Annotated in this window: 17 protein-coding genes; 4 read left to right on the top strand and 13 right to left on the bottom strand. The window is 72.6% G+C overall.

What is annotated here, in order from left to right:
- Window positions 1–22 precede the first annotated feature (22 nt).
- From ftsZ to rsmH, 11 genes are all read right to left on the bottom strand, one after another.
- The gene (ftsZ, locus tag UK12_RS02800; protein WP_045299061.1) at window positions 23–1,222 is read right to left on the bottom strand and encodes a cell division protein FtsZ; all 1,200 of its coding nucleotides are present in this window, start codon (window positions 1,220–1,222) and stop codon (window positions 23–25) included.
- A 362-nt stretch (window positions 1,223–1,584) separates the two neighbouring features.
- Window positions 1,585–2,340, bottom strand: coding sequence for a cell division protein FtsQ/DivIB (locus tag UK12_RS02795; protein ID WP_045299060.1), 756 nt, complete (start codon window positions 2,338–2,340; stop codon window positions 1,585–1,587).
- Entirely contained in the window at window positions 2,333–3,439 is a 1,107-nt protein-coding gene (murG, locus tag UK12_RS02790; RefSeq protein WP_045299059.1) for an undecaprenyldiphospho-muramoylpentapeptide beta-N-acetylglucosaminyltransferase, read from the bottom strand. Before murG ends, UK12_RS02795 begins: the two co-directional genes overlap by 8 nt.
- Window positions 3,440–3,445: 6 nt before the next feature.
- Window positions 3,446–4,816, bottom strand: coding sequence for a putative lipid II flippase FtsW (gene ftsW / locus UK12_RS02785; protein ID WP_082119246.1), 1,371 nt, complete (start codon window positions 4,814–4,816; stop codon window positions 3,446–3,448).
- A 73-nt stretch (window positions 4,817–4,889) separates the two neighbouring features.
- Window positions 4,890–6,320: a UDP-N-acetylmuramoyl-L-alanine--D-glutamate ligase gene (murD, locus tag UK12_RS02780; RefSeq protein ID WP_045299058.1), complete on the bottom strand. Its 1,431-nt coding sequence runs from the start codon at window positions 6,318–6,320 to the stop codon at window positions 4,890–4,892.
- Window positions 6,317–7,378: a phospho-N-acetylmuramoyl-pentapeptide-transferase gene (mraY, locus tag UK12_RS02775; protein WP_045299057.1), complete on the bottom strand. Its 1,062-nt coding sequence runs from the start codon at window positions 7,376–7,378 to the stop codon at window positions 6,317–6,319. Before mraY ends, murD begins: the two co-directional genes overlap by 4 nt.
- Entirely contained in the window at window positions 7,375–8,778 is a 1,404-nt protein-coding gene (locus tag UK12_RS02770) for a UDP-N-acetylmuramoyl-tripeptide--D-alanyl-D-alanine ligase (protein ID WP_045299055.1), read from the bottom strand. The genes mraY and UK12_RS02770 overlap by 4 nt, the downstream gene beginning before the upstream one ends.
- Entirely contained in the window at window positions 8,775–10,397 is a 1,623-nt protein-coding gene (locus tag UK12_RS02765) for a UDP-N-acetylmuramoyl-L-alanyl-D-glutamate--2,6-diaminopimelate ligase (protein WP_045299053.1), read from the bottom strand. Before UK12_RS02765 ends, UK12_RS02770 begins: the two co-directional genes overlap by 4 nt.
- A 254-nt stretch (window positions 10,398–10,651) precedes the next feature.
- Window positions 10,652–12,769 (bottom strand): peptidoglycan D,D-transpeptidase FtsI family protein, encoded by a 2,118-nt coding sequence (locus tag UK12_RS02760; protein WP_045299051.1) that lies wholly within the window; start codon window positions 12,767–12,769, stop codon window positions 10,652–10,654.
- On the bottom strand, window positions 12,766–13,332 hold the full coding sequence (locus UK12_RS02755) for a cell division protein FtsL (RefSeq protein ID WP_045299049.1): 567 nt from the start codon (window positions 13,330–13,332) through the stop codon (window positions 12,766–12,768). The genes UK12_RS02760 and UK12_RS02755 overlap by 4 nt, the downstream gene beginning before the upstream one ends.
- 98 nt (window positions 13,333–13,430) lie before the next feature.
- Window positions 13,431–14,399 (bottom strand): 16S rRNA (cytosine(1402)-N(4))-methyltransferase RsmH, encoded by a 969-nt coding sequence (gene rsmH / locus UK12_RS02750; RefSeq protein WP_045299047.1) that lies wholly within the window; start codon window positions 14,397–14,399, stop codon window positions 13,431–13,433.
- Between the two features lie 494 nt (window positions 14,400–14,893).
- Between rsmH and UK12_RS02745 the strand changes: the two genes are divergently transcribed.
- From UK12_RS02745 to UK12_RS02730, 4 genes are all read left to right on the top strand, one after another.
- Entirely contained in the window at window positions 14,894–15,433 is a 540-nt protein-coding gene (locus tag UK12_RS02745; protein WP_045299045.1) for a beta-class carbonic anhydrase, read from the top strand.
- Window positions 15,434–15,755: 322 nt separating this feature from the next.
- On the top strand, window positions 15,756–16,766 hold the full coding sequence (locus tag UK12_RS02740) for an AAA family ATPase (RefSeq protein ID WP_045299043.1): 1,011 nt from the start codon (window positions 15,756–15,758) through the stop codon (window positions 16,764–16,766).
- Between the two features lies 1 nt (window position 16,767).
- Entirely contained in the window at window positions 16,768–18,159 is a 1,392-nt protein-coding gene (locus UK12_RS02735; protein ID WP_197084498.1) for a DUF58 domain-containing protein, read from the top strand.
- Window positions 18,156–20,555, top strand: coding sequence for a transglutaminase family protein (locus UK12_RS02730; RefSeq protein WP_045299041.1), 2,400 nt, complete (start codon window positions 18,156–18,158; stop codon window positions 20,553–20,555). The genes UK12_RS02735 and UK12_RS02730 overlap by 4 nt, the downstream gene beginning before the upstream one ends.
- 108 nt (window positions 20,556–20,663) lie before the next feature.
- Here UK12_RS02730 and UK12_RS02725 read toward each other — a convergent pair whose 3' ends face one another.
- Window positions 20,664–21,047 carry a DUF3040 domain-containing protein gene (locus tag UK12_RS02725; protein ID WP_045299039.1) on the bottom strand — a complete coding sequence of 128 codons (384 nt, stop codon included), beginning with the start codon at window positions 21,045–21,047 and terminating at the stop codon, window positions 20,664–20,666.
- Window positions 21,048–21,339: 292 nt separating this feature from the next.
- Entirely contained in the window at window positions 21,340–22,092 is a 753-nt protein-coding gene (locus UK12_RS02720; RefSeq protein ID WP_045299038.1) for a methyltransferase domain-containing protein, read from the bottom strand.
- Window positions 22,093–22,096 lie beyond the last annotated feature (4 nt).

Raw genomic sequence — 22,096 nt, 5'->3', positions numbered from 1 at the left:
AGAGTGTTTACTTCACATGTGCTTACTTCAGGAAGTCCGGCACGTCGAGCTCTTCGGCCGGGCTCTCCACGAAGGGCTGCCGGACCGGCTGCACCTGCGGCGGGACCGGCGCAGCGGTCGTGGTCGCCGGGGCCTCGGACGGACGGGACTCCTCGCGGGAGGTCACCGAACCGATGTTCCCGTACGAGGGGCGGGCGGTCGGCCGCTCCGGCGCGGCCGGCGGGGTGCTCGGCGCACTGGCCTTCACGACCGGGTCTCGGACGATGGCCGGCGGCTGGCCGCCGTCGAAGCCGGCCGCGATCACGGTGACCCGGACCTCGTCGCCGAGCGCGTCGTCGATGACCGCACCGAAGATGATGTTGGCCTCGGGGTGGGCCGCCTCGCTGACCAGCTGGGCCGCCTCGTTGATCTCGAAGAGACCGAGGTCGGAGCCGCCGGAGATGGAGAGCAGCACACCGCGCGCCCCGTCGATGGACGCCTCCAGCAGCGGCGAGGAGATCGCCATCACGGCGGCCGCCTTGGCGCGGTCCTCGCCCCGGGCGGAGCCGATGCCCATCAGGGCCGAACCGGCGTCCGACATGACCGACTTGACGTCGGCGAAGTCGAGGTTGATCAGGCCGGGGGTGGTGATCAGGTCGGTGATGCCCTGGACACCGGAGAGCAGCACCTGGTCGGCGGAGCGGAACGCGTCCAGCACGCTGACCTGGCGGTCGGAGATGGACAGCAGCCGGTCGTTCGGGATCACGATCAGGGTGTCGACCTGCTCGCGCAGCGACGCGATGCCGTCCTCGGCCTGGTTGGCGCGGCGGCGGCCCTCGAAGGTGAAGGGGCGGGTGACCACGCCGATGGTCAGCGCGCCGAGCGAGCGGGCGATGTTGGCCACGACGGGCGCGCCACCGGTGCCGGTGCCGCCGCCCTCACCGGCGGTGACGAAGACCATGTCGGCCCCCTTGAGGACCTCCTCGATCTCCTCGCGGTGGTCCTCGGCGGCCTTGCGGCCGACCTCGGGGTTGGCGCCGGCGCCCAGGCCCCGGGTGAGTTCACGGCCAACATCGAGCTTGACGTCGGCGTCGCTCATCAGGAGGGCCTGCGCATCGGTGTTGATCGCGATGAACTCGACGCCCTTGAGACCGACCTCGATCATCCGGTTGATGGCGTTCACACCACCGCCGCCGATACCGACGACCTTGATGACTGCGAGGTAGTTCTGCGGTGCTGCCACGTCGAAGGCCTCTCGCCTCGAATTTCGGGGTCGGCTTCCCCGTGTCGTGAAGGCCGACGGATGTCGAAGGGTGGGGAGCAGGGTTTCAGGACTGAATGTCCGAAATGCCGACCACCGACCCGAACCCTAAACTTGAGCTTTAGGGTTGCAGCTGTGCCTGCGTCACATCACCGTGAGACACAGCCTGGTGACACAGGACAGTAGGTCGCATCTGGCCCATGTTCAACGAACACGCCGAGCTTCCCGTTTTTCTTTTGAGCCTATGTGATCATCGACCGCCCGGCGAAACCGGGGTGACCACCAAGGGTCGGGGCGGAGTTGTGACTCCGTCAACACCGCCCTCGGGGAGAGAACTTACCGGATCAACCCGAGACGGCCGGGGCGTCCGGCGCACTCACGTCATAATTCGCACCCCGCTGACCGAGCAGCGCGGTCAGCACAACGGCCTTGCGAGCAGTGCGTTCCGGACTCCCCCAGCGGACCGTCACACCCCCGCTGAGCTGCAGTCGAATGTCGTCGTACGAGTGAATCTGCAGCGCCCCGGCCCGCTTGGCGACCTCGGCCGGCAGCCCTGCGGCCACCGTCACCGCCGCCCGGAGCAGGGTCGCCCGATCGATCACCCCCGCGGCATCGTTCGCCTGCTGACTGAGTGCCAGTTCGACCAGCGGGACTCCCGCGGGGGCACTCGGTTCGGTGGCGAAGCTCACTCCGGCGGCGTCCACCTGCGAGAAGGTGCCGTCCGGGTTCTTGATCGCCGCGACCGGCTTGCGCTCGGCCAGCTTGACCCGGAGGGTGTGCGGCCAGCCCCGCCAGACCTCGGCCTTGGACACCCGGGGGAGCTTCTCCACCCGGTGCTCGGCCTCGGTCAGGTCGATCCTGGCCAGCGGCCCGTGCTGGAGCCCCCCGAGTGCCTCGCGGACCTGGTCGTCCGTCAGCTTGCCGCTCTCCAGGCCCTGGACGGCGACGGTGCGCACGTCCAGGGCCGAGGAGAAGAAGACCAGCCAGCCGAGCGCCCCCAGCACCAGGGCGCCGAAGGCGCTCAGCACCACGATTCCACGCCGGGAGAGCCGGAGTCCGGGTACGGACTCCGGGTCCTCGTGGATCGAGGCGTCAGCCACGACGGCGGCCGCCCCTTGATGCCTCGATCGCCTCGTAGACCATGCCGACCAGCAGCTCGTCCGCGTCGCGGCGGCCGAACTCGGCGGCGGCCCGGCTCATGTCCCAGAGCCTGCGCGGATCGGTGAGCACCGGCAGCACGTTCTGCAGCACCCAGTCCGGGGTCAGCTCGGCGTCGTCCACCAGCAGCCCGCCGCCCGCCTTGACCATCGGCTGGGCGTTCAGCCGCTGCTCGCCGTTGCCGATCGGCAGCGGGACGAAGGCAGCTGGCAGCCCGACCGCGGCCAGCTCGGCGACGGTCATCGCACCGGCCCGGCAGAGCATCAGGTCGGCGGCGGCGTACGCGAGGTCCATCCGGTCCACGTACGGCACGGCCCGGTACGGCGGCATCCCGGGGATGTCGTCGATCACCGGCAGCTCGTTCTTCGGGCCGACCGCATGCAGGATCTGCACGCCGTACTGCTGCAGCCGCGGGGCGATCGCCTGGACGGTCTCGTTCAGGCGGCGGGCGCCCTGCGAGCCGCCGGAGACCAGCAGGGTGGGCAGTCGCTGGTCGAGGCCGAAGTAGTGCCGGGCCTCGGGGCGCACCGCGTTGCGGTCCAGGGTGGCGATGGTGCGGCGGAGCGGGATGCCGATGTAGCGGGAGTCCCGGAGCTTGGAGTCGGGGGTGGAGACCGCGACGAAGTCCGTGTAGCGGGCGCCGATCTTGTTGGCCAGGCCGGGGCGCGCGTTGGCCTCGTGCACCACGATCGGCACTCCGGCACGTTTGGCCGCCAGATAGGCGGGCATGGCGACATAGCCGCCGAAGCCGACCACCGCGTCGGCCTTGACCCGCTCGATGATGTCCTGGGCGGCGCGGACGGTGCCGCGCAGTCGGCCCGGGACGGTGATCAGCTCGGGGGTGGGCCTGCGTGGCAGCGGAACGGCCGGGATCAGCGCCAGCTCGTAGCCGCGCTCGGGGACCAGCCGGGTCTCCAGTCCGCGCTCGGTGCCCAGGGCGGTGATCCCGCAGCTCGGGTCGTGCCTGCGGAGGGCGTCCGCGAGGGCGAGGGCCGGCTCGATGTGACCGGCGGTCCCGCCGCCGGCGAGTACGACATGCACCGAAATTCACCGCTCCCTGCGCGCCGGCCGGGGAGCAGGGCGCGCTGTGGTTCGTCGTCGTGGCAGCACCCGGGCCAGGAGTCCCCTGGAACGGGAGTTCTTGCTCCGGGCGGCCAGAGCCGCCTTCGCCCCCGGGGTGGTGCGTGCGAAGCAGAGCAGCACCCCGATGGCGCACATGGCCGACAGCATGGCGGAGCCGCCGTAGGAGAACAGCGGGAGCGGGACGCCCGCGATGGGCAGGAGTCCCAGCGCCGACCCCAGGTTGATCATGGCCTGCGCCATGATCCACGTGGTGGCGGCACCCGCCGCGTACCTGACGAAGGGATCCTTCGTACCGATGGCCACACGGATACCCGCATACCCTAGTGCCGCGAAGAGACCGAGTACCGACAGCGTCCCCACCAGACCCAGTTCCTCGCCGGTCGCGGCGAAGATGAAGTCGGTGTGCGCCTCCGGGAGTTGACCCCATTTTTCCACACCGGCACCCAGTCCGGATCCGAACGGGCCACCGGCCGCGAAGGCGTACAGTCCGTGCAGGGCCTGGAAGCAGTCCAGGTTCGGGCCCGGCTTGGTGACCCCGACGCAGCCGAGCCGGTCGAGCCGGTGCGGCACGGTGATCACCAGGGCGGTGCAGGCGACCACGGCGATGCCCACGGTGGCGCCGAAGAGCCGCAGCGGGGCGCCGACCATCCAGAGCAGGCCGAAGAGCATCGCGATCAGGACCATCGTGGTGCCCATGTCGCCGCCGAGCATGATCAGCAGCATCAGCAGCACGGTGCCGGGGACCAGCGGCACCAGCAGGTGCTTCCACTGGTCGAGCAGCTTGCCCTTCTGCTTGCGGGCGAGCAGGTCGGCGCCCCAGAGCACCAGCGCCAGCTTGGCGAACTCGGAGGGCTGGACCTGGAAGAAGCCCAGGTTGATCCAGTTCCGGTTGCCGTTGACCTCCATGCCGATGCCCGGGATGGCGACCAGCATCAGCGCCCCGATGACCCCGATCAGTATCGGGTAGACCAGGGCCCGCTGGATCCGTACCGGTGTCCGCGCCAGCGTCACCATCAGCGTCAGGCCGAGCAGGGCGGCGACCAGTTGCTTGCGGAAGAAGAAGGTGATCGGCAGGTGGCGCTGCATCACCAGGATCTGCGAGGAGGAGAAGACCATCACCAGGCCGAGCACCACCAGCAGCAGTGTCGAGCCGAGGATCAGGTAGTACGGCGTCAGCGGCCGCCCGAGGGTGTAGCGCGCGCGGTCCCTGAAGGCCCGCAGCCGGGCGATCGGGCCCGCCGACTTGAAGGTGGTGGTGGTCGCCGAGATCAGCCGCAGCCGGGAGCCGGTGCGCTCGGGTGGAGCGGCCGTGGCCGCCTTGCCCTCACCCGCCACGGCGGTTCCCCCCTCACGCGTGGGGGCGACGAGCCGCGGGGACCGTTGCCGGTCTCCCCGCGGCTCGTTCGCCCTACTTCCTCAGATCCTGCACGGCCGCGGCGAACAGGTCGCCGCGCTCGCCGTAGTTGGTGAACATGTCCATCGAGGCGCAGGCCGGAGCCAGCAGGACGGTGTCACCCGGACGGGCGAGTTTGGCAGCCTCGCGGACCACCTCGGTCATCGCCACCGCGCCAGTCTGGCCCGTGGCCGCTTCGATCACCGGGACATCCGGCGCGTGTCGCGCCAGCGCCTCGCGGATCAGCTCGCGGTCGGCGCCGATCAGCACCGCCGCACGCAGCCGCCCGGCCGCGCCCTGCACCAGCTCGTCGAAGGTCGCGCCCTTGGCCAGGCCGCCGGCGATCCAGACCACCGGCCGGTAGGCGGCCAGCGAGGCCGCCGCCGCATGGGTGTTGGTGGCCTTGGAGTCGTCGATGTAGGTGACCTCGTCCACGACCGCCACCTCGGCGATCCGGTGGGCGTCCGGACGGAAGGCCTGCAGGCCGTCCCTGACGGCCTTGACGTCCACCCCGTAGGCCCGCGCCAGCGCGGCCGCCGCGAGGGCGTTGGCGATGTTGTGCGGGGCCGGCGGGTGGACGTCCGCGATCGAGCCGATCTCGGCGGCGTTCTTCTGGCGGTCGGGGACGAAGGCCCGGTCCACCAACAGGCCGTCCACCACGCCGAACTGCGAGAGTCCCGGCGAGCCCAGGCCGAAGCCGACGGCCCGGCAGCCCTCCTCGACGTCGGCCTCGCGGACCAGCGCCTCGGTGGCGGGGTCGGCCAGGTTGTAGACGCAGGCGACCTGGTTGCCCTGGTAGATCCGGCCCTTGTCGGCCGCGTACGCCTCCATCGAGCCGTGCCAGTCCAGGTGGTCCGGCGCCAGGTTGAGCACGGCGGCCGAGTGCGGGCGCAGCGAGGGCGCCCAGTGCAGCTGGTAGCTGGACAGCTCGACGGCCAGGACGTCGTACGGCTCCTCGGCGAGCACCGCGTCCAGCACCGAGACGCCGACGTTGCCGACGGCGGCGGTGCGCTTCCCGGCCGCCGTCAGGATCGAGGCGAGCATCTGGACGGTGGTGGTCTTGCCGTTGGTACCGGTGACGGCCAGCCAGGGGGCCGGCTCGCCGGTGGACGGCAGCGGCCGGCGCAGCCGCCAGGCCAGCTCGACGTCGCCCCAGATCTCGATGCCCGCCTCGGCGGCGGCCAGGAACAGCGGGCTGCTGGGCGGCCAGCCGGGCGAGGTGACGATCAGCCGGGTGTCCGCCGGCAGGTTGTCGCCGTCGCCGAGCCGGACCTGGATGCCCAGCCGGCCGAGCTCGGCGGCGCGGGAGCGCAGGCCCTCGCCGTCGCCGCCGTCCACGACCGTGACCTCGGCGCCGAGACCGCGCAGCACCCGGGCCGCGCTGATCCCGGAGACGCCCAGACCGGCGACGGTGACGGGCAGTCCGTCCCAGGCGATCGGGGTCATCCGGTCACCCAGCCCGCGTAGAAGAGGCCGAGGCCGACGGCGACGCAGAGGCCCTGGATGATCCAGAACCGGACCACGATCAGCACCTCGCTCCAGCCCTTGAGCTCGAAGTGGTGCTGCAGCGGTGCCATCTTGAAGACGCGCTTGCCGGTCATCCGGAACGAGCCGACCTGGATGATCACCGACAGCGTGATGATCACGAAGAGGCCGCCGAGCAGCGCCAGCAGCATCTCGGTGCGGGAGCAGATCGCCAGACCGGCCAGCGCGCCACCGAGGGCCAGCGAACCGGTGTCACCCATGAAGATCTTGGCGGGCGAGGTGTTCCACCACAGGAAGCCGAAGCAGGAGCCCATCAGACCGGCGGCCACCACGGCCAGGTCCAGCGGGTCGCGGACGTCGTAGCAGTTGGCGGTGGCGGTGATCATCGAGGCGCAGCTCTGGCCGTACTGCCAGACGCCGATGAAGGTGTAGGCGCCGAAGACCATCACCGAGGCGCCGGTGGCCAGGCCGTCCAGACCGTCGGTCAGGTTCACGCCGTTGGACATTGCGGCGATCATGAAATAGGCCCAGATGACGAACAGCACCGGGCCGACCGACCAGCTGAAGTCCTTGACGAAGGACAGGTGGGTCGAGGCCGGGGTCAGCCCGCGCGCGTCGTGGAACTGCAGCGCCAGGATCGCGAAGGCGAGGCCCACGAACGACTGGCCGAGCAGCTTCGCCTTGGCCCGCAGACCGAGCGAACGGCGCTTGACCACCTTGATGTAGTCGTCCAGGAAGCCGACCAGACCCAGACCCGTGGTCAGGAACAGCACCAGCAGGCCGGAGGCGGTGAGCTTCTCGCCCGTTATCACCTTGGTGGCGAAGTAGGCGATCAGCGTCGCCAGGATGAAGGCGATACCACCCATGGTGGGCGTACCGCGCTTGCTGTGGTGGGCCTTGGGGCCGTCGTCACGGATGTACTGCCCGTAGCCGTGCCGGGCCAGCAGCTTGATCAGCGCCGGGGTGCCGAGCAGGGACAGGACCAGCCCGATCATGCCCGAGAAGAGGATCTGCTTCACCGGGCAGCACCGTCCGCGAGCAGTGCCTCGGCAACCGTTTCCAGCCCCACCGAACGGGAAGCCTTCACCAGCACCACGTCCCCTGGCTGCAGTTGAGCCCGCAGCAGCTCGATCGCCGCGTCCGCGTCGGACACCAGCACCGACTCCTCACCCCACGAACCTTCGTTCCTCGCGCCGAGTTCCATGCAGGCCGCGTCGCGTCCGCCGACCGCCACCAGCTTGGTGACGTCCAGTCGGACCGCGAGCCGCCCGATGGCGTCGTGCTCGTCGAGGCTGTCCTCGCCGAGCTCCCGCATCTCACCGAGCACCGCCCAGGTGCGGCGGCGCTCCGGGCCCCGGCCCCCCATCGACACCAGAGCCCGCAGCGCGGCCCTCATGGACTCGGGGTTCGCGTTGTAGGCGTCGTTGACGACGGTGACTCCATCGGCCCGGTCGACGACCTCCATGCGCCAGCGGGACAGCGCACCCGCCTCGCCAAGGGCGGCGGCGGTGTCGTCGACGGACATACCGAGCGCCACCGCCACCGCAGCGGCGGCGAGGGCGTTCGAGACGTGGTGCTCACCGTACAGGCGCAGCTGTACCGTTGCGGAACCGGCCGGGGTGATCAACGTGAACGATGGCCGCCCGGTGGCATCCAGACGAACATCCACCGCCCGGACGTCAGCCTCCGAGTGCTCGCCGAAGAGCAGCACCCGGGCCTTGGTGCGCTCGACCATCGGCCGCACCAGCGGGTCGTCGGCGTTCAGCACCGCGACCCCCTCGGTGGTGAGCGCCTCCACCAACTCGCCCTTGGCCTCGGCGATCGCGGCCCTGGAGCCGAACTCCCCCAGGTGCGCGGTGCCGATGTTGAGCACCACGCCGATCCGCGGCGGGACGATCCCGGTCAGGTAGTCGATGTGGCCCTTGCCGCGGGCGCCCATCTCCAGCACCAGGTGCCGGGTGGACTCCTCGACCCGCAGCGCGGTCAGCGGCATGCCGATCTCGTTGTTGAACGAGCCGGGCGGGAAGACGGTCGTGCCCCGGCGCTGGAGCACCTGGGCGATCAGGTCCTTGGTGCTGGTCTTTCCGGCCGAGCCGGTGATCGCCACCACCTCGGTGCCGCTCGCCCGGTCCATCACGGCGCGAGCCAGTCGGCCGAGGGCCACCACCACGTCGTCCACCAGCACGGCGGGGACGCCGACCCGGCGGGTCGCCAGCACCGCGACGGCGCCGTCCGCGACGGCCTTCTCGGCGAAGTCGTGGCCGTCCACGTGCTCGCCGAGAATGGCCGCGAACAGGCCGCCGGGGCGCAGCCGGCGGGAGTCCACCTCGACCGGGCCGGTCACCAGGGCCTGCGGGTCGGCGGCATCCAGGGTGCCGCCGACGGCGGTGGCGACCTCTGCCAGGGTCAGTGCGATCACTGCTGCTCCACTCCACGGCCGTCCCGGGGCCCTGCGGGGTCCTGGGCGGCCTGGCTGTGTTCGGCGTGGCTGTGCGCGATGGCCTCGCGCAGCACCTCGCGGTCGTCGAAGGGACGGATCTCGTCCCGTACGTACTGGCCCAGTTCGTGGCCCTTGCCGGCCACCAGGACGGTGTCCCCGGCGTGGGCGCGGGCGATGGCGCCGGCGATGGCCTCGGCCCGGTCGGGGACGACCAGCACCTCGCCGCGCTCGGCCTCGGGCACACCGGCGGCACCGGTCAGCATGGTGGCGAGGATCGCCAGCGGGTCCTCGGAGCGCGGGTTGTCGCTGGTGAGGACGGCCGTGTCGGCGATCCGGGCGGCGATGGCGCCCATCGGGCCGCGCTTGTGCGGGTCACGGTCGCCGCCGCAGCCGATCACCACGTGCAGCCGGCCCTTGGTGATCTCGCGCAGCGAGTTCAGGACCGCCTCCAGGGCGTCCGGCTTGTGCGCGTAGTCGACCACGGCGACGTACGGCTGGCCGGCGTCCACCCGCTCCAGCCGGCCGGGCACGCCCGCGATCGAGGCCACCCCGGCGACGGCCGCCTCCAGCGGCACTCCGGCGGTGACCAGGGCGGTGATCGCGCCGAGCGCGTTGGCGACGTTGAAGGGCCCAGGCAGCGGCACCGAGGCGTCAGCGGTGGCACCGTCCGGGCCGAGCACCCGGAAAGTCGAGCCGACCGGGCCGAGCTGGACGTCCACGGCGCGCCAGTCGGCGTCCCGGTCGCCCTTGGCGGAGAAGGTGGTGACCGGGATCGGCGCCTCGCCGGCCAGCCGGCGGCCGTACGCGTCGTCCAGGTTGGCCACCCCGCGCCGGGCCTTCTCCGGCTGGAAGAGCCGGGCCTTGGCCCGGTAGTAGTCCTCCATGTCCGGGTGGAAGTCCAGGTGCTCGGGCGTCAGGTTGTTGAACAGGGCGACGTCGTAGACGACCCCGTCCACCCGGCCGTAGACCAGGGCGTGGCTGGAGACCTCCATGACCACCGCGTCGGCGCCGCGCTCGCGCATCACGGCGAGGATCGCATGCAGGTCGGTGGCCTCGGGGGTGGTGCGCTCGCTCTTGATCCGCTCGTCGCCGACCCGCATCTCCACGGTGCCGATCACCCCGGGCACCAGGTCGGCGCCGCGCAGGCCGCCCTCGACCAGGTACGAGGTGGTGGTCTTGCCGTTGGTTCCGGTCAGGCCGATGGTCAGCAGCTGCTCGCTGGGGCGGCCGTAGACCACGGCGGCCACCAGGCCCATCACGGCCCGCGGGCTCTCCACGACGAGCAGCGGCACGCCTGCGGAGACGGCCAGTTCGGCCCCGGCCTGGTCGGTCAGCACGGCGACGGCTCCGGCGGCCACCGCCTGGGCGGCGAAGGCCGCGCCGTGGTGGTTGGCGCCCGGGAAGGCCACGTACACGTCACCCGGGCGAACCGCCCGGGAGTCGTGGGTGATGCCAGTGACCTGCGCGCCCTCTGCGCTGTCCTCGGGAGCCGAAGGGAGCGGCTCCAGGCCCAGCAGGCGGGCGACCTCGGCGAGCGGAGTCACCGCCGGGCTGGTCGGGCGGGGCGGGGTCGCGTTGGTTTGATCGGGTTTCGGCACGGCGGGAAGGCTATCTGCCGATGGGCCCCCAGGGCCAAACCGGGCCTCTTCCTCGCGGCCCGCACCGCCCCCGGGCGCGTCCGGCCGGCCCCGGTGCCCGCCGCTGCCGTGCTCCCCCGCCCCTCGGCCGCCGCCCGTCTCGGTGGCGGACGGCGCCGCCGCGGCACCGGCCCGCCCTTCGGGTCGCCGAGCAGCGCCGGCACCCGGCGCGGGCTGCGGAGTCGAGTCGGTGGCACGGTCGGGGCGGTGGCTCATCAGGGCTTCCAGTCGACGGGCAGGTTGGGCGCCTCGCTCCCGCTGGGCGCGACGTGCAGGGTCTTCAGAGTGAACTCCATCACCTGCTTGAACACCGGCCCGCAGAGCTGGCCGCCGAAGTGGCCGTTGACCGGGTCCTGGATGACGCAGGAGACCGTCACCCGGGGCGCCTCGGCGGGGGCGAAGCCGATGAACGAGGCGGTGTAGCCGGAGTACTTGCCGGTCTTGGGGTCCACCCGGTTGGCAGTGCCGGTCTTCCCGGCCACCCGGTAGCCCGGGATCTGGGCCGCGCCGCCGGTCCCCTGCTCGTCGGAGACGACCGACTCCAGCATCCCGGTGAGGGTCTTGGCGGTCTCCGGCTTGACCACCCGGGTCTGCTCCCCGGCCGGGGCCGGGGTGTACCGGCCGTCCGGACCGGTGGTCCCGGCCAGCAGGCTCGGGGTCACCCGCACACCGCCGTTGGCGATGGTGGAGAAGACCGAGGTGGCCTGCAGCGCGTTGACCGACAGCCCCTGGCCGAACGGGATGGTGTACTGCTGCGAGCCGCTCCAGGACTCCGGCTTGGCCAGGATGCCCTTGGTCTCACCGGGGAATCCGAGCCCGCTGGACTGGCCGATGCCGAAGCGGTGCAGGTAGTCGCCGAGGATCCGGTTGGACTCCTGCTGGGTCTTGCCCAGGTGCTCGGCGGCCTCGATGGTACCGATGTTGGAGGACTTGGCCAGCACCCCGGCCAGTGTCAGGTACCAGGTCGGGTGGTCGATGTCGTCGTGGAAGACCCGGTCGGAGCGCTGCAGCGTGTTGGGCACGGTGACGTGGGTGTCCCACTGCGCCGAGCCGCTGTCCAGCACGGCGGCCATGGTCATCAGCTTGGCGGTGGACCCCGGCTCGTACGCGTCCTGGACGGCCGCGTTGCCGAGCTGGTCCGCCTTGGCGGCGCGCAGGTTGTTGGGGTCGAAACCGGGCGAGGCGGCCATCGCCAGGACCTGGCCGGTCTTCACGTCCTGGACGACCACGTAGCCCTTCTCGGCCCCGGCGTTGGCCACCTGGTCGGTGATGGCCCGCTGGGCCGCCCACTGGATGTCCCGGTTGACGGTCAGCCGCAGGTCGAGCCCCGGCACCGGGAGCTGCTGGCTGCCGCCGGCGGAGGTGGGGACCACCCGGCCGGCCCCGGACGCGTAGGTGACCCGGCCGTCCTTGCCGGCCAGCTCCTTCTGGTACTGGAGCTCCAGGCCGCCGGTGCCGACCCCGTCGGAGTTGACGAAGCCGACCAGGTTGGCGGCCAGGCCGCCGGCCGGGTAGACCCGCCGCTTGCTCTCGGTGAAGCCGAGGCCCACCAGCGGGTTGACGCAGGCGTTGTCCAGGTGCTGGCGTCCGCCCTGTTCGGCGGGCTTGCCGAGGAGGGCCTTCTGCGCCCGGCACTCCTTGGTGTCGGTCTGCTTGGTGAGCGAGGTCCGCAGGTCGGTGATCTGCTTCTTGACGTCGGGGCCCTGCCGGGGCGCGAGCATCACCCACTTGGTCTTCGGCGTGTGCAGGGCGGTGGCCAGCTGTTCCTTGCTGCGGCCGAGGATGGGCGCCAGCAGGGCGGCGGCCTGCTCCGGGGCGTCCGGGATCTTCGTCTTGTCGGCGGGGTAGAAGGTCGGGTCGGCGATGACGTCGTACGCGTCCACCGTGGTCGCCAGGGCGACGCCGTCCGAGGACGTTATCGAGCCACGCTCGGCGGAGAGCTTCGCGTCGTAGTACTGGTTGGCGCCCGCCGCGACCGCCAGCGTGTCCGAGTCGAGCAGCTGGAGCTGGACCAGTCGGCCCGCGAAGACCGAGAAGACCAGGGCCAGCGCGACGGTGACCAGCCGCAGGCGGCGGCGCGGGTCGCCGAGCCGGACCGTCCGAGGCTGGGGGCGGCCGGCCGGCGGGTGCGGGCGCCGCTCCGGCGGGCGGCGCGGGTCGGAGGTGCGCTGACGCGGGGCGCGCGGGCGCTCGCCCGGGTTGCGCGCCGGGGTACGGGCCGCACCGCGCGCCGGGTAGCGGCCCGGGTCGCCGGCGGGCTTGGGACGGGCCCCGCCGGGGCGCTGCGGCCGGCGCTCGCCGGAGCCGCGCGGAGGCTGACGGGGTGTGCTCATCGCGGCGAACCTCCGGCCGGGGCTGACGGGGTGACGGGCGGCGCCGGGTCGATCTGCACCGTGCCGTCCCCGCCGGGGCTGGGCGACGGCGCGGCCGAGGCGGCGGCGGAAGCCGAGGCGGCGGCGGACGGCCCGGCCGGGGCGCTCGGCTGGGCGGACCGGTTCTGCCGCTGCCACAGCTCGGTGCCGGAACGCTTCACCGGCGGGCTGTCCTGCGCCTGGCCCGGCTTGCCCAGCACCTTGCCGTCGTCCTGCAGGAAGGCGGGATCATCGCCGGGCACCATGCCCAGCTCACGGGCCCTGTGCTCCAGCGCGTCCGGGGCCGAGGCCCGGTCGATCTGCTGCTGCAGGGTCTGCTGCTGATCGGTCTGCTCGGTGGTCTGCTTCTGCAGCCGGGACAGCTCGAACGAGCCCTCGTTCAACGCCGTGTTCAGCATCAGCAGCCCGAGCAGCCCGCCCGAGAGCAGCACCACCACCAGCACCGCGAACGGCGTACGCCCCCGGACCGACCGCCGCCCCGGCCGCAGCGTGATCCGCGCCCTGCCCCCCTGACCGGGCAGCATCCTGCCTCCCCGAACCCGCCCTCCCTGCCCGCCAAGGAGGGGCCCTCCGCCGGCCACCGGCACTGCGCTTCTCCCTCGCCGCTCTCCCCCCGGCCGGATCAGGCCCGAGTCTCCCTGATCCTCTCCGCCACGCGCAGTCGTACGGGCGCGGCGCGCCGGTTCTCCTCGATCTCCTGTTCCGTGGCCAGCTCGGCGCCCCGGGTGTGCAGCTTCAGCCAGGGCTGGAGCTCCTCCGGGACGAACGGCAGGCCGCGCGGGGCGGTGCTGGTGGCGCCGGCCGCGAAGTACTGCTTGACCAGGCGGTCCTCCAGCGACTGGTACGACATCACCACGATCCGCCCCCCCACCGCGAGCGAGTCGAGCGCACCGGGGATGGCCCGGTCCAGGACCTCCAGCTCGCCGTTGACCTCGATCCGCAGCGCCTGGAAGGTGCGCTTGGCCGGATTGCCTCCGGTCCGCCGGGTGGCGGCCGGAATGGCGTTGCGCACCAACTCCACCAGACGCGCGCTGTTGGTGAACGGTTCCTTCTCGCGCTCCCGCAGGATCACCGAGGCGATCTTCCCGGCGAACCGCTCCTCACCGTAGACCTTGAGAATCCGGGCGAGGTCGCCGTGGCTGTAGGTGTTCAGCACCTCGGCGGCGCTCAGCCCCCGGGTCTGGTCCATCCGCATGTCGAGTGGCGCGTCCTGAGCGTACGCGAAGCCGCGCTCGGCCTCGTCCAGCTGCATCGAGGAGACGCCGAGGTCGAAGAGGATGCCCTGCACCTCGGGGATGCCCAGGTCGTCGAGCACCCGGGGGATCTCGTCGTACACGGCGTGCACCAGGGTGGCCCGGTCGCCGAAGCGGGCCAGCCGCTCGCCGGAGAGCTTGAGGGCGGCCGGGTCGCGGTCCACGGCCACCAGCCTGACCTCGGGGAACTGGGTGAGCAGTGCCTCACTGTGCCCGCCGAGGCCGAGCGTGGCATCCACCACCACGGCGCCGGGTGCGGAGATCGCTGGCGCCAGCGCGTCCACACAGCGCTGGAGCATCACCGGGACGTGCTTGGGGGCCGAGTTCTCGCTGCTCATCCCACCATTCTGAACCACCGGGCGGGCCGGACACGCACGCCGCCTCTGGTCCCCGCCCGCTCGCCTGGGGAAGGAGTGCCGCCCGGCACCGGGGAAGGTGCGCCAGGAGGCACGGAGCGGGTGGAGGCCGAAGGCGGCGTACGGAGCGCACCGACCGGCCGGAAAGGCACAGTTGACGGTGCATGACACCGGTGCTTCACTGCGCCGCAACTCTATCGCGCCGAAGTGGTCAGTCAATCGTCCGCGACGGCGCACCACCCGGGCGGAGGTATCGCCTCTCCGCAGGTCGGAGGCGGGGCGATGGTCGGCCGCCGCCGATGGCAGGGCGCCGGGGCGAGGTGCGCACCGCGCCCGGCGCGCGCCGTACAGACCGGGACACAGCGGGCAAGTCACCCGGACCGATCTCCGTGCGCCGCTATGCACTCCATCACACCGCCGAAGAAGCCGCACCCCTCCCCCACCACGGAGCGCGAAAGCCTATTACCGTCGTCGGCATGACAGTGACCCCTGACCGGCCCACGCCGTCCGCCGCTGCCGACCCCGCCCCGACGATCATCGATCGCTTCGTCGAGGCCAACCGGGCCTACGCCGTCGGCTACCGCGACGGCGGCATGGACGCCCGCCCCGTCCAGAAGGTCACCGTCGTGGCCTGCATGGACGCCCGGCTCGACCTGTTCGCCGCGCTCGGCCTGGAACTCGGCGACGCGCACGTGATCCGCAACGCCGGCGGCGTCGTCACCGACGACACCATCCGCTCGCTCACCATCAGCCAGCGCGCCCTCGGTACCCGCTCGATCGCCCTGATCCACCACACCGGCTGCGGCCTGCTCGGACTCACCGAGGACTTCCGCCGCGAACTGGAGCTGGAGGTCGGCCAGCGCCCGCAGTGGGCCGTCGAGTCCTTCGTGGACCTGGACAGCGACGTCCGGCAGTCGATGCAGCGGGTGCGCACCTCCCCGTTCCTGCTGCACACCGACGACGTCCGGGGCTTCGTCTTCGACGTCCACACCGGACTGCTGCGCGAGATCCGCTGACCGTCCGGTGCCGCCCGCCGGCCCGGCCGATGACGTCCGGGCCCCGGGCGGCACCGCACGCCCTCCGGGACGAACCGGGACAGTCCCGGCGTCTCGCCCTCCCGGGTGACTTTCGGCAGTCCGGCAGGGAAGAATGCGCCTGCAGGCTGACCCCGCACCACCTGGGGCTGCCTGACCGCGCCACCGGCCCTCACCGGTCCTCGGACTGGTCCTCCAGCACCTCAGGTCCTCTCCGGAACCGAAACGGCGGCAGGCCGCGTAATCGGGGTGGGGGCCGGGCCCGGGACGAGGTCCGGCCGGACTGGGCCATGGGAGTTTACGGGTGACGACCTACAACGGACAGACCGCCGCCGTCGGGGCGGGGGCCCCGCGACCGGCCGGGCTGCACGAGCTGAGTGCGGTGGTGGAGCGGGTCCGCGCCTCGGTCGAGAGCGTCATCGAGGGCAAGCCGGAGGCCGTCCGGATCGCGCTGACCGTCCTGCTGGCCGAGGGCCACCTGCTGCTGGAGGACGTCCCCGGCGTCGGCAAGACCATGCTCGCCAAGACCCTCGCCCGCTCGCTCGACTGCTCGGTGCGCCGGATCCAGTTCACCCCGGACCTGCTGCCCTCCGACGTGACCGGCACCAGCATCTTCGACCAGCAGCGGATGGACTTCGAGTTCCGTCCCGGCGCCATCTTCGCCCAGATCGTGGTCGGCGACGAGATCAACCGGGCCTCGCCGAAGACCCAGTCCGCGCTGCTGGAGTCGATGGAGGAACGCCAGGTCACCATCGACGGCACCAGCTACGAACTGCCCTCCCCGTTCATGGTGATCGCCACCCAGAACCCGGTGGAGATGGAGGGCACCTACACGCTGCCCGAGGCCCAGCGCGACCGCTTCATGGCCCGGATCTCGATCGGCTACCCCAGCCCCGAGGCCGAGTTCGCCATGCTCGACCACCACGCCGGCGCCAACCCGCTGGACGACCTCCAGCCGGTCGCGCACGCCGACGACATCCTCAAGCTGATCGACCGGGTCCGCGCGGTCCACCTCGCCGACCCGGTCCGCCGTTACGCCGTCGACCTGGTCGCCGCCACCCGCACCCACCCGGAGCTGCGCCTCGGCGCCTCCCCCCGGGCCACCCTGCACCTGGTCCGGGCCGCCCGCGCGGCCGCCGCCCTGGACGGCCGCGAGTACGTGCTGCCGGACGACATCCAGTCCCTCGCCGTCCCCGTGCTCGCGCACCGCCTGCTGCCCACCGCCGAGACCCAGCTGGGCCGCCGCACCGTCGAGCAGATCGTCCTCGACCTGGTGGCCAGGCTGCCGATCCCCCGTCCGCAGGGGCGCGGCTGAGGTGGCGAAGGCCGACAAGCCGTCAGGTCTGCGCACCGGTCTGCAGGGCCTGACCACCAGGGGCCGCTCCTTCCTGGCCGCGGGGATCACCGCCGTCGTGTGCGCGTACGTCTTCGGGCAGGACACCCTGCTCCAGGTCGGCGTGCTGCTGGCCGCACTGCCGCTGTGTGCCGCCACCCTGCTGCTGCGCACCCGCTACCGGGTCGCCGGGGGACGACGGCTCGCCCCGCACCGCGCCTCGGCCGGGCAGGAGGCCCGGGTGCACCTGCGCCTGGACAACGTCTCGCGGGTCCCCACCGGCCTGCTGCTGCTGGAGGACCAGGTCCCGTACGTGCTCGGGCCGCGCCCGCGCTTCGTGCTGGACCGGGTCGAGCCGCGCGGCTTCCGGGAGGTCTCCTACCGGGTCCGCTCGGACCTCCGCGGGCGCTACCCGCTCGGGCCGCTCCAGCTGCGGGTCGCCGACCCGTTCGGGATGTGCGAGCTGACCAGGTCGTTCGCCGCCTCCGACACCCTCACCGTGGTGCCGCAGGTACAGCCGCTGACTCCGCTGCGGCTGACCGGCGAGTGGACCGGCCGCGGCGAGAGCAACACCCGCACCCTCGCGCTGGCCGGGGACGACGACGTCATCCCGCGCGCCTACCGGCAGGGCGACGACCTACGCCGGGTGCACTGGAAGTCCACCGCCCGGTACGGCGAACTGATGGTCCGCCGGGAGGAGCAGCCGCTCAAGGCCCGCGCCACCGTCCTGCTGGACACCCGGGAGCTCGCGCACCGCGGGACCGGCCCCGCCTCCTCCTTCGAATGGGCCGTCAGCTGCGCCGCCTCGGCCGGCGTCCACCTGATGGAACTCGGCTACCAGACCCGGCTGCTCACCGACACCGGCTGGTCCGTCCCCGGCACCGAGGGCGGCACGGCGACGGTCGGCGAGTCGGCCGGGCTGCTGCTGGACGCGCTGGCCGTGATCGAGCAGTCCGACGGCAGCGGCTTCACCCGCGCCGAGGAGGTCCTCCGGGCCGGCGGCGAGGGCCTGCTGGTGGCCGTCCTCGGCGAGCTCGACGAGGAGCAGATCGCCCGGCTCGGCCGGCTGCGCCGCCGGGCCGGGGCCGGGATCGCCTTCCTGCTGTCCACCGCCGACTGGGCCGGGCTGCGCCCGGTGCCGCCCAACGCTCCCGACGACCAGGCCACCCGGCGGATCAACCTGCTCCGGGACGCCGGCTGGATCGTCCTGCCCGCCGGATCGAACGACTCGGTGCCCGACCTCTGGCGCCTGGCCGACCGCTCCGCCCAGGGCTCCTCGCGCCGCCTGGCCGCCCACGGCCCCGAGGCCCAGTCCACCCCCCAGCCCGGCCGGTCCCCGCAGTGGGGCCCCTCCCGAGACGAGGCCGGTTCGTGACCACCCGGGCCAAGTTGACGCTCTACTCGGCGCTGGCCACCGCGCTGACCACGCTCTGCCTGACCCCCCTGGTCAAGCAGAACACCTGGTACCTCGCCGCCTTCGTCCAGATCGTCGCGGTGGCGGCGGTCGGCGCCGGGCTGCGCCGTCTCGCCCTGTCCCGGGCGCTGGTGGTGCCGCTCCAGCTGCTGGCCGTGCTGTACCTGCTGATGTTCCTCAGCGTCGCGCCCTCGATGACGGCCGGCGTGCTGCCTGGCCCCCAGGCGATCGACGCGATCGGCACCCTGGTGGCCGACGGCGTCTCGACCATCCAGCAGTACACGATCCCGGCGCCCGCCTCGGACGGGCTCAGGCTGATCCTGATCGGCTCGGTCACGCTGATCGCCGTCCTGGTGGACGCCCTCGCGGTGACCTTGCGGCGGGCCGCGGCGGCGGGCCTGCCGCTGCTCGCGCTCTACTCGGTGGGCACCGGGCTGAACGGTGCCGGGCACGGCTGGCTCTGGTTCCTGGTCGCGTCCGCCGGCTACCTGCTGCTGCTGTTCGCCGAGGGGCAGGACCGGCTGTCCCGCTGGGGCCGGGTCTTCCGCGGCACCGGCCGGGGCGGCGCCGGCACCGGGACGCTCTCCCACAACGGCCACCGGGTCGGGCTGCTCGCCCTGGTGTGTGCGCTGGTCCTGCCGGTGTTCATCCCGCACGGCGATCTCGGCCTGTTCGGCAAGGGTTCGGGAGCGGGCCGGGGCACCGGCTCCGCCGGGCGGATCACCTCGCTCAACCCGGTGGTGGCACTGACCGCCAACCTCAACCGGCCGGACAACGTGGAGATGTTCAGCTACACCACGGACGCCAGCAATGCGAGCCAGATGTACCTGCGGATCAATGCCCTGGACAGCTTCGACGGCGTCGAGTGGAAGTCCTCCGACCAGCCGCTGGAGCCGCTCCAGGCGCCCCTCCCCGCACCGGAGGGCCTCGGCCGGGGCGTTCCGACCACCCCGGTCCGCACCAGCTTCACGATCTCCGACAGCCTCAGCACCGACACCCTGCCGATGCCGTACCCGGCCGACACGGTCACCGTGCCGGGCCACTGGCGGTACGAGCCCGAGGCCCGTACCGTGGTCGCCGACAACGGCCAGCAGAGCAACGGCCTGAAGTACCAGGTCGACAGCCTGGACGTCGAGCCGAGCCCGGCGCAGCTGCGCACGGCCGGGGCGGCACCCGCCGACTTCGCGAAGCGGTACCTCACCCTCCCGCAGAACCTTCCGCCGGTGGTCGCCGAGACCGCCCGGAGCGTCACCGCGGGGAAGACCAACGCCTACGACCGGGCGGTGGCCCTGCAGACCTGGTTCAACTCGCCGGAGTTCCACTACAGCCTGCTGGTCGCCCCCGCCACCGGCAATGACGCCATCGTCCGGTTCCTGCAGGACAAGACCGGTTTCTGCGTGCACTTCGCGGCCACCATGGCCGCCATGGCCCGGTCGCTCGGCATCCCCGCCCGGGTCGCCATCGGGTTCGCTCCCGGCAGCAGCCAGGGCAACGACCGCTACGTGGTGCACAGCCAGGACTACCACGCCTGGCCCGAGCTGTACTTCGCCGGTTCCGGCTGGCTCCGCTTCGAGCCGACTCCGAGCCGCGGCAACTCCCCGTCCTACTCCCAGGAGCAGGCCGCACCCGCGCCCAGCGCCCCCGCCGACCGGCCCAGCGCCGCACCGTCCGCGAGCGCCTCGGCGGCGCCCAGCCCGAGCAGCGCCTGCAGCGCGCAGCAGCGCCGGGCCGGGGACTGCGCGGACCAGCACGAGGCCGTGCTCCGCGCCGCCGAGCCGACCTCGTGGTGGCTCGGCTGGCAGGCCCTGGTCTCACTCGCCGTCCTCCTGCTGGTACTCGCCCTGCTGGCCACACCGATGCTCTGGCGGGCCCGACAGCGCCGACGGCGCCTGGGGGCCGGACGGCACCTGCCCGGCGGCCCGTCCACCGAGCTGACCGACCAGCAGGTGCTGGCCGCCTGGGAAGAGCTGACCGACACCGCCTGGGACCTCGGCATCCCGCCCGACGAGACCCGCACCCCGCGCCGCGCGGTCCAGCGGATCGCCGAGAGCGGGCACCTGGACGAGACCGCCACCGCCGCCGCCGGACGGGTCGCGCTGGCCACCGAGCAGGTGCTCTACGCACCCGCGACGCAGCCGCAGCCCGCCCTCGGGGCGGATGTACGGGCCGCCTCGGCGGGCCTGCGGGCCGCCGCCGGACGGCGCGGCCGGGCCCGGGCGGTGCTGCTGCCGCCCTCCTCGGTGCGGCTGCGGTGGCGGTTCGAGGACCGGGCCGCCGCCGGCCGCGCGGCCCTCGGCCGACTCGCCTCCCGGCTCGCCGAACCGGTACGCGCCCGGCTGCCCCGCCGCAAGCGGTAGCCCCCGGCGGGGCCTGGCCGGCCGGGCAGCACAACAGGTGAGGGCGGGCAGTCGATGGACTGCCCGCCCTCACCCGTCTGTCACCCGTCCGTCCAGAACGCCGACCGGCTACATGCCGTTGTGCTCGTCCCTGCGGCGCTGCCAGCGTTGCTCCATCCGGTCCATCACACTGGCCTTCCGACGCGGGGCTGGGGCCGCCTTGGGACCTGCCCTGTGCCCGGCAGGACTGCGCCTCCAGCCGGTAACGGCGAGGACCGCGCAGACCAGCATCACCAGGAACCCGACAACGCCCACCCAGATGTGCTGAGCGACCATGCCCCCCATCAGGAGGCCGACACCCACGACGAACCCTGCGGCGGCCAGGTAGACCTTCCGACGGGTGTAGGTGCGCAGCCCGGTTCCCTCGAGCGCTGACGCGAACTTGGGATCTTCTGCGTACAGCGCTCGCTCCATCTGCTCGAGCAGTCGCTGCTCGTGCTCCGAGAGCGGCACGGAGTCCTCCTACTCGTCGGTCGCGGGGCGACCGGTCCACCACCCCTGGCTCGGCCCTGTGTGGTCCATATGCCCCATGGTTCTGGCTGTCATGCTTTCCGGCTTTACCCAGATCATACGGTCCGGGAGCCGGGTTCGGGGTGGTCAGGCGCACGTGGCTCCGGCCACGTGCCCGTGTGCTTCCCGTACGGTGCCCAACGCCGCAGCGCCGGGACAAGTGCCCGGAAGAGCGGAATCTTTCGGAACGGTGCGCGGACGGTGCACGGACGGCGAGCGGACTGTGAGCGAACGGTCAGGCGAGCGAGGCGAGCAGGTGCAGCTGGGTGGCCACGGCGTGGAAGGCCGGCTCCCCTGCGGCGGCCTGCTCCAGCCTGAGCAGCGCGTCCATCGCACCGGGCTCGGTGTCCACCAGGACGCCGGGGACGAGGTCGGCGAAGACCCGTACACCGTGCACCGAGTCCACCCGCAGACCGGCGGCACAGGCCAGGCGGTCGAGCTCCTCGACGCTGAACCGGCGGGGCATCGGGTCCTGCTCGCCCCAGCGGCCGTCGGAGGCGTCCAGCACGGCACGGGCCTCGGCGAAGTGGCCGCCGAGGGCGCGGGCCAGCACGGCGCCGTTGCGGTTGGCGGCGAGCAGGCTGACCAGGCCGCCCTTGTGCAGGGTCGCGGTGAGGTTGCCGAGCGCCTCGGCCGGGTCGTCCACCATCTCCAGGACACCGTGGCAGAGCACCGCGTCCACGCTGCCCGGGCTGATCACCTCGGGCAGGGTCTGGGTGTCGCCCTGCACGGCGCGGACCAGGTCGGTGACGCCCGCCTCGGCGGCCCGGCGCTCCAGCGCGAAGAGCGCGTCCGGGCTCGGGTCGACCACGGTCACCCGGTGGCCGAGCCGGGCCACCGGCACGGCGAAGTTACCGGTGCCGCCGCCCGTGTCGAGCACGTCCAGTACCGGCTGGTCCAGCTCGGCGGCCCGGTGTTCGAGGGCCGTCTTCACCACCTCCCACACCACGGCGGTACGCAGGGCGCTGCGGGGACGCGTCGGGTACAAGGCT

Origin of the sequence: Saccharothrix sp. ST-888 (genome assembly GCF_000955975.1) — a bacterium.
Classification (GTDB): domain Bacteria; phylum Actinomycetota; class Actinomycetes; order Streptomycetales; family Streptomycetaceae; genus Kitasatospora.
This window is presented reverse-complemented; position numbering and strand designations above follow the sequence as displayed.

Coding starts and splice junctions, on each gene's coding strand:
- murD (WP_045299058.1), bottom strand. CDS start 6,320: ATGACCCCGATCGCCTGGGACGGACTGCCCGTCACCGTCGCCGGTCTG.
- UK12_RS02760 (WP_045299051.1), bottom strand. CDS start 12,769: ATGAGCACACCCCGTCAGCCTCCGCGCGGCTCCGGCGAGCGCCGGCCG.
- UK12_RS02755 (WP_045299049.1), bottom strand. CDS start 13,332: ATGCTGCCCGGTCAGGGGGGCAGGGCGCGGATCACGCTGCGGCCGGGG.
- rsmH (WP_045299047.1), bottom strand. CDS start 14,399: ATGAGCAGCGAGAACTCGGCCCCCAAGCACGTCCCGGTGATGCTCCAG.
- UK12_RS02745 (WP_045299045.1), top strand. CDS start 14,894: ATGACAGTGACCCCTGACCGGCCCACGCCGTCCGCCGCTGCCGACCCC.